The following is a 5,778-nucleotide window of genomic DNA, read 5'->3' on the forward strand; positions in this document are numbered from 1 at the left end:
GGGGCGACACCGCGGCCCGGCTGCTGGCCGCGGCCCGCCCGCCCGCCGCCGTACCCGGCGCGCCCGGCGGGGACCCGGATTCGGTCGCCACCCAGGTGCTGCCCCGGGTCATGGAGACCGCGCTGCTGCCCGCCGTGGCCCCGCAGCGGGCCGCCACGGACCCGACGACCGAGCCCCGCCGCGCAGCCGGCACCGGCGCCGATACCGCGGACACCGCGGTGCTGACCCCCGTGCGGCCCCGCGGCCCCGGCCCCGGCCCCGGCGCGGGCGCGGGCCGGTACCCGGACACCTACGCCCCGTCCTACGAGAGCGCCGGGGACGGCACCGGCCCGCTGGTGGTCGTGGGGCAGACCGAGCCGTCCGGCAGCCGCGCCGAGGCAGCCCGCCGCTTCTACCCCGACCGCCGGATCAATCTCGGCATCGTGCTGCTGCCGCTCCGGCTGCTGCTGGGCTTCATCGTGATCTCCGCCGGGCTGGGCAAGCTCACCGATCCCGTCTACTTCGACGGCGGCGAGCGCGGCTCCATGGTGCTGTGGCTGTCCGGGCTGGAGCCCTGGGCGCTGGCCGAGCCGCTGCACTCCTGGGCCCTGGCGCATCCGGTCGGCGCCGGGCTGACGGTCGCCTTCACCCAGATCATCGCCGGGGTGCTGACCATCGCCGGCCTGTGGCAGCGGCTGGCCGCGGTGCTCGGCGCACTGCTGTCGGTCGCCCTGCTGGTGACGGTCAGCTGGCAGGCCGGTCCCGCCTACGACACCCCGGACATCATCCTGCTGGCCGCCTGGAGCCCGCTGGTCATCGCCGGCGCGCCGGTCTACTCGCTGGATTCCCGGCTCGCCGGCGAGGCCTGGCGCACCCTGGGCCCGCGCGCCCCGCTGGCGGATCTGCGCCGCCGGGTGCTGCGCCGGGGCGCGCTGCTGGCGACCCTGCTGGCCGGCATGGTGATGCTGCTGGGCTCGGTGCTGGGCGGGGCGGTGCGCTCCACCGAGGAATTCGAGACCGGCCGGGATCCGTACGGCGGGGAGCAGCCGCGCAACAGCCGGCCGGGCTCGCCGCTGCCGGAGGAGACCGCCGGGGCGGAAGGTGCCTCGCCCGGCGGGGGCCTGGAGGGCGGGGCCGCCGCCCCGGGCGACGAGGAGAGCGGGCAGCGGGAGGAACAGGAGCGGAGCGCCGCCGGAACGGAATCCCCCGGGGCCGAGGAGAGCGCCGCGGAGGAGACCGGAAGCGCCGAGCAGACCATCCCGGGCAGCGAGCAGACGGTTCCGGCGTCCCCGGAGGAGTCGGCCGCCGCGGGCGGTGAGTCCGCTCCGGCGGAGACCGGCACCGGGCCGGAGGGCGCGGGCGGCGAGAGCAGCGAGCCGGGAGCCGGCGCGGGCTCGGGATCGCCGTCGGAACCGGGTGACAGCGGTGCGGACGGCTCCGAGAGCGACGGGGGTGATCAGGGCAGCCTCGGCCGGATCGGCGGGCTGCTCGGTTAGGGCGGCCTCCTCGGCTGATGAGCACAGGGCCGGCCGGCCCGGGAGCGGAACGGTGGTGCCCCGCACAGGAGTCCTGTGCGGGGCACCACCGTTCCGCTCCCGGTGTGCCGCGCCACGCGTCGCGGCGGGCCGGCCGACCGGCGGTCAGCCGGCCGGGCCGCGCAGTTCGCGGGCGGCCTCGGTGAGATCCTTGGCGGTGTCGATGGCACGCCAGTAGGCGCCCTGCGGCAGCGGGAAACCGGCCAGCCGGCGTTCCCGGGCCAGCCAGGGGAAGGTGGCGCGCTCGTGGTCGCCGCGGTCCGGCAGCAGGGCGGTGAACTCGTGCGAGAACACGTACACACCGGCATTGATGTCGTACGGGATCGGCGGGGCCTCGATGAAGTCGGTGACATTGCCGAACTCGTCGGTGGCCACCGCCCCCCACGGGATACGCGGCCGGGCCAGCGCCAGCGTGGCTATGGCATCCCGCTCGGCGTGAAAGGCGGCCATCCTCCGCAGGGAGAAGCGGGTCCAGATGTCGCCGTTGGTGGCGTACCAGGGCTCGTCATGGCGCGGCAGCGCCTTGGCCGCGTACTTGAGGCCGCCGCCGCGGCCCAGCGGCTCGCTCTCCACCACGGTGCTCACCCGCAGCGGCAGGGGCGCCGAGGACAGCCAGTCCTGGAGCACCTCGGCGAGGTGCCCGCAGGAGACGACCACGTCCGTGACCCCCTCCTCGGCGAGCCAGGTGAGCTGGTGACCGATGATGGGCGTCCCCGTCCCGGGGATCTCCACCATCGGCTTGGGGCGGTCGTCGGTGTACGGGCGCAGGCGGGAGCCCTGGCCACCGGCCAGGATCACCGCCTGCGTGGGGGACGGAGCTTCAGTCATGCCCCGCAGCGTATACGGACGAGATGTCCGTACGAGGCGCTTCCGGCAACAGCGCGAAGAAGCCGACGAATCACCGGAAACACCGGCCCCGCAGCGCCCTGGCGTGCGCGCCGGCGGCCGGACACGCCGCGGCCCGTGGTCCGGTGGACCCACGGGCCGGTGGTGAGGCCGGTGCCTTGCCGGTGCCTTGCCGGTGCCGGTGCCGGGCGTCAGCCGGCGGAGAGGACGCCGGCGGCGTAGGAGGTGTCGCAGACGGGGCGGGCGTACTCCTGGGCCTGGGCGCTGCCGTACTTCTCCACGGCCGCGCGGCCGAGGGCCCTGGCGATGTCGGCGCAGTGCCGGGCCAGCGACGGCCGGCGGTCCACCTCGTACTGGAGGCTGGTGAGCGCCACGGCCGGGTCCTCCTGCTGGAGCTCGGCGATCAGCCGGTCGCGCAGCGCCTGCTCCGGGGCCACCTCCCCGGTGGCGGCGCCGGGCGCCGCGGCCGGGGGCGCCGCGGGGTCGGCGGGCGCCGACGCCGGGGCGGAGGAGCCGTCCTGTTCCGCGCCGGCGGGCAGGACGGTCGCCTCGGCGGGCGCGACGGCCCATGGCACGCGGGCGACGGCGAGCGTCCCCGACAGCACCAGGACGACCGGAAGGACAAGGGCGAGACTGCGGCCGATACGGCGGGCTGCCTGGTTCACGGAAGATCCTCGCGGGACGGGTCGGGCGGAATGCCGCTGAGTTGGTAATGCACGCTGGGGTGACAGCGATGGTAGCGATTGGTGGGTATTTGGCGACATTTGCTCACCCTTATGGGTGAAGGGTTTTCCCGTATTCGCATGACGAGGTTGACGAGTGCTGCTCGAACTGGGCGATTCCGCCCGGAATCTCCGCCTGCCCGTCCGGGCATGGAAAAGCGGGCCCGTGCATCCCCCGAGAGGAAGCACGGGCCCGCCTGGGTCCCGCCGGTGGCCGGCCGGCCGTCCGCCGCGGTGCGGGCGGTGCCGGCCGGCGCGCCGGTGCGGTCGGTTCAGTCGGTCAGGCGCTCACCGGTGCTGGCGGAGAACACGTGGGTCTCGCCCGGCCGCGGCACCACGTGGATCTCGGCGCCCTTCTCCGGCACCTGGCGGCTGTCGACCCGGATGACCAGGTCCTTCTCCTCGCCGCCGACATGGGCGGTGCCGTAGATGTAGCCGTCGGCGCCGGTCTCCTCGACCACGTTCACCGAGACCGCGACACCGGCCGCGTCCTGCGGCTGCTCCTTCTGCAGGCCCAGGCCGTCGCCGGAGCCGGTGACCTCGAAGTGCTCGGGGCGGCAGCCCACCACCACATGCGTGTCGCCCTTGCTCTGGGCCTCGGACAGCGCGTGGCGCTCGATCGGCACCACGCTGTTGCCGAACTTCACGCCGCCGTCGGTGATCGGCACCTCGATCAGGTTCATGGCCGGGGAGCCGATGAAGCCCGCCACGAAGAGGTTGGCCGGCTTGTCGTACATGTGGCGCGGGGTGTCGATCTGCTGGAGCAGGCCGTCCTTGAGCACGGCCACCCGGTCACCCATGGTCATGGCCTCGACCTGGTCGTGGGTGACGTAGACGGTGGTGACGCCCAGCCGGCGCTGGAGGCTGGCGATCTGGGTACGGGTCTGGACCCGGAGCTTGGCGTCGAGGTTCGACAGCGGCTCGTCCATGAGGAACACCTGGGGCTCGCGCACGATGGCGCGGCCCATGGCGACACGCTGCCGCTGACCGCCGGAGAGCGCCTTGGGCTTGCGGTCCAGGTACTCGGTGAGGTCCAGGATCTTGGCGGCTTCCTCCACCTTGGCGCGGATCTCCGCCTTCGGCACACCCGCGATCTTGAGCGCGAAGCCCATGTTCTGGGCGACGGTCATGTGCGGGTACAGCGCGTAGTTCTGGAACACCATGGCGATGTCCCGGTCCTTGGGCGGCAGGTGGGTGACGTCACGGTCACCGATGTGGATGGAGCCTCCGTTGACGTCCTCCAGGCCCGCGAGCATCCGCAGGGAGGTGGACTTGCCACAGCCGGAGGGGCCCACCAGCACGAGGAACTCGCCGTCCTCGATCGCGATGTCGAGCTGGTCGACGGCGGGCACGGTGGAACCCGGGTAGATCCGGGTCGCCTTGTCGAAAGTGACCGTAGCCATGATGTTCTTGTCTCCTTCACCGGCAGGAACGTGCCGGACGATCCGAGTAAAGGCAATGGTCCACCCATGTGGACGCTCCGAGAACCTAACCCGAAGGAGTGAGTGCTGTCACCACCTGGTGGTGTACGGCACAGAGAATGGGTCCGTCTGGACCCGCAGGGGCTTGGGTAGACTGCTCGGGTCCTGCCGCCTTAGCTCAGCCGGTCAGAGCAGCTGTCTTGTAAACAGCAGGTCGTCGGTTCGAATCCGACAGGCGGCTCACTTGGCCGGAAGCGCCCTCTACCTGCGCAGAAACGTTGCGGAAGAGGGCGCTCCGGCTGTCCGGGCCTGGTGCCGCCGGGCCGCCCGTCCGGTGGCCCGTCCCGGCGCGGTCTCCGGCCGTACCGCGCGGATCGATGGACGGCTGTTACACGCCCGAGGGGCGCCCGCGGGGTTCCTTCCGTACTGTCCGTAGCCATCAGCAGCCATCAGCAGCCTTCAAAGGTGTTTCGGGAGCGTTCCGCGGGTGCGTCCCGGGAATGTGGGAAGGGGTCCGCCATGAACGTGAGAAGCCGGACGGAACGGATGCGCCGGGCCGCGGCGGTGCTGCTCGGGGCGGCAGCGCTGGCCCTGGGCGGCACGGCCTGCGGCCAGGAGGACGGGGGCACGGCAGGCTCCCCGGCCGGGGACGCCGCCACGGATTCGGCCGGGACCGCCGAGCCCACCGAATCCGCCGGGTCTCCCGGGGCGGACGGCTCCGGGGAGCCGGCGGAGGAGGACGGGCCCGGGGACGGCGACGGCCGGGCAACGGGCGGCGGCAGCGGCGAGGACGAGCGGCCCTGGGTCTTCAGCTACTACGGGGAGGTCAACAACGCGGAGATCGAGCCGGTCCATCTGGTGCTGAGCGAGTTCTCCACCATCCGCGACATCACCTGGGAGAACTGGGACGCCGACTCGGCCACCGGCACCGGCTCGGTGTCCGGCATGTGGTGCCTGCCGGAGTGCACGGAGAACCCCTACCCGGGTGAGGTCACCCTCAGCGATCCCGAGCCCATGGTGAACGGCGACGGCGAGCAGATGTTCACCACCTTCCGGCTGGAGGTCGAGCTGCCCGAGGACGATCCCGCCCTGGCCCAGCACGAGGACCTGGCAGCGGAGCACGCGCTGGGCACCATCGGCGCCGATGAGGTCGAGCGCTGGCGGATCGGCGGCGAAGAGGTGCCGGCCCCGGTCACGCCATGAGCGGCGCCGGGCGGGCGCGCGGAGCGCCGGCCGTGGCGGCGGCGGCCCTGGCCGCGCTGGCGGCGCTCCTTC

Annotated in this window: 5 protein-coding genes and 1 tRNA gene; 3 read left to right on the forward strand and 3 right to left on the reverse strand. The window is 73.4% G+C overall.

The genetic code is table 11. From position 1 onward, the window contains the following. Positions 1 to 1,475 (forward strand): DoxX family membrane protein (locus GQS09_RS15700; protein WP_165986699.1); only part of this gene is annotated, 1,475 nt, incomplete at its 5' end. A 144-nt stretch (positions 1,476 to 1,619) separates the two neighbouring features. On the opposite strand, the gene GQS09_RS15705 is transcribed toward GQS09_RS15700, so the two are convergent. From GQS09_RS15705 to GQS09_RS15715, 3 genes are all read right to left on the reverse strand, one after another. After that, on the reverse strand, positions 1,620 to 2,342 hold the full coding sequence (locus GQS09_RS15705) for a nucleotidyltransferase family protein (RefSeq protein WP_165986700.1): 723 nt from the start codon (positions 2,340 to 2,342) through the stop codon (positions 1,620 to 1,622). Between the two features lie 209 nt (positions 2,343 to 2,551). Continuing rightward, positions 2,552 to 3,025, reverse strand: a complete 474-nt coding sequence (locus GQS09_RS15710) for a hypothetical protein (RefSeq protein ID WP_165986701.1) — start codon at positions 3,023 to 3,025, stop codon at positions 2,552 to 2,554. Between the two features lie 329 nt (positions 3,026 to 3,354). After that, a complete protein-coding gene (locus GQS09_RS15715; RefSeq protein ID WP_165986702.1) occupies positions 3,355 to 4,485 on the reverse strand; it encodes an ABC transporter ATP-binding protein in 1,131 nt (376 codons plus the stop codon). A gap of 185 nt (positions 4,486 to 4,670) precedes the next feature. Between GQS09_RS15715 and GQS09_RS15720 the strand changes: the two genes are divergently transcribed. Together GQS09_RS15720 and GQS09_RS15725 are read left to right on the forward strand one after the other, a co-directional pair. Then, positions 4,671 to 4,744: transfer RNA gene (locus GQS09_RS15720), tRNA-Thr, on the forward strand. A 278-nt stretch (positions 4,745 to 5,022) separates the two neighbouring features. After that, positions 5,023 to 5,706: a hypothetical protein gene (locus GQS09_RS15725; protein WP_165986703.1), complete on the forward strand. Its 684-nt coding sequence runs from the start codon at positions 5,023 to 5,025 to the stop codon at positions 5,704 to 5,706. Positions 5,707 to 5,778 lie beyond the last annotated feature (72 nt).

The sequence above is a fragment of the Streptomyces sp. YIM 98790 genome, assembly GCF_011421595.1.
Taxonomy (GTDB): domain Bacteria; phylum Actinomycetota; class Actinomycetes; order Streptomycetales; family Streptomycetaceae; genus Streptomyces.